Origin of the sequence: Bittarella massiliensis (ex Durand et al. 2017), assembly GCF_001486165.1 — a bacterium.
Lineage (GTDB): Bacteria > Bacillota > Clostridia > Oscillospirales > Ruminococcaceae > Bittarella > Bittarella massiliensis.
This window is the reverse complement of the sequence record NZ_LN908971.1, coordinates 1-1,462: the sequence shown is the minus strand read 5'-3', so window position 1 is coordinate 1,462 and position 1,462 is coordinate 1. Positions and strand designations below refer to the sequence as shown.

Annotated in this window: 1 protein-coding gene; it reads left to right on the top strand. The window is 68.2% G+C overall.

Features of this window, described 5'->3' with window-relative positions; all coding sequences use genetic code 11:
* The first annotated feature begins 170 nt into the window (after nt 1-170).
* Complete coding sequence (locus BN3266_RS00015) at nt 171-1,391, top strand: DUF927 domain-containing protein (protein ID WP_195891578.1); 1,221 nt, start codon at nt 171-173, stop codon at nt 1,389-1,391.
* The last annotated feature ends 71 nt before the right edge of the window (nt 1,392-1,462 follow it).

Here is a 1,462-nt window from a genome sequence, read left to right as displayed (position 1 = left end):
CCGGGATAAGGGGGGGTAAAGGCGGGCTCTGATGCACAGCTTGGGGCTGCGCGCCGGGGAACCGCCCCCCTGGAGCGGGGAGGGGGAGCCCCCGCCCCTGCCGGAAAACTGGGTGGAGGCGGCCCATCGGCTGCCCTACCTGGAGCACTGGCTGGAGGAAAACGAGCGATTTGAAAAATGGGAGGCGAATGGACATCGAGGCCATACAGATACCAAATTACACCCGGGAGGACTACCTGGAGGGGACGGCCCCCTACGAATTCCTCTACCAATTCGCGGGGGACCCCTTTGTGCTGGAGCGGCTGGCCCAGCGGATGGGGGAGCAGGCCCGGCGGCTGCGGGTATACGGGTTCAAGAGGACCTTTGGCGAGTACGCCAAGAAGCAGCAGGCCCTGCTGGCCCCCACCTGCGGCCAGGGGGTGACCCGGTTTGCGGGCCAGCCGCTGGAACTGGCCACCGGCCCCTGGCGGGCCGACGGGGAGGGGGTGGCGATCTTTGAGGGGTACCGGGAGATGGAGGCCTGCAACCACCCCATCCTCCCGGTGATGCGGCTGGTGAACATCGACACCGGGGTGGAGAAGATGGTGCTGGCCTTTTGCAAGGGGGGCCGCTGGCGGCAGATCACCGCCGAGAAGCGGACCCTGGCCAGCCGCCGGGAGATCTTGGAGCTGGCCAACGCGGGGGTGGCGGTGACCTCGGAGACGGCGGGGACCCTGGTGCGCTATCTCCACGACATTGAGGGGCTCAACTACGAGCAGATCCCCGAGCGGCGGAGCGTGGGGCGGCTGGGCTGGATCGAGGGGGAGGGGTTCTCCCCCTACGTGGAGGAGCTGGTCTTTGACGGGGACCAGAGCTTTCGCCCCTTTTTTGAGAGCGTGCGCACCCGGGGCGAGTGGGAGAGCTGGCTGGCCGTTGCCAGGGAGGTGCGCGCCGGGGAGGGGATCGCGGCGCGGATGGCGCTGGCGGCCTCCTTTGCCAGCGCGCTGGTGGGGCCGCTGGGCTGCCTGCCCTTCTTTTTGCACCTCTGGGGCGGCACCGAGACCGGCAAGACGGTGGGGCTGATGTTGGCCGCCAGCGTCTGGGCCGACCCGGAGATGGGCCGGTACATCCACACCTTCAACTCCACCGCCGTGGGGCGGGAGCGGTCGGCGGCCTTCTGCAACGCCCTGCCCCTGATTTTGGACGAGTTGCAGATCGCCAAGGACAAGCAGACCTTTGACAAGGACATCTACCTGCTGGCCGAGGGGGTGGGCCGCACCCGGGGCACCCGGGAGGGGGGGACCGACCGGGTGCCCACCTGGCACAACTGCATCCTCACCTCGGGGGAGATGCCCATCACCAGCGCCTTTTCCGGCGGGGGGGCGGTCCACCTGTCTCTTATCCCCATCTAGATGTGTATAAGAGACAGACTATCCGGGCCTCCCTCTACAGCGTCTGCCACCCCCCGCCCCCGCTGGACTGG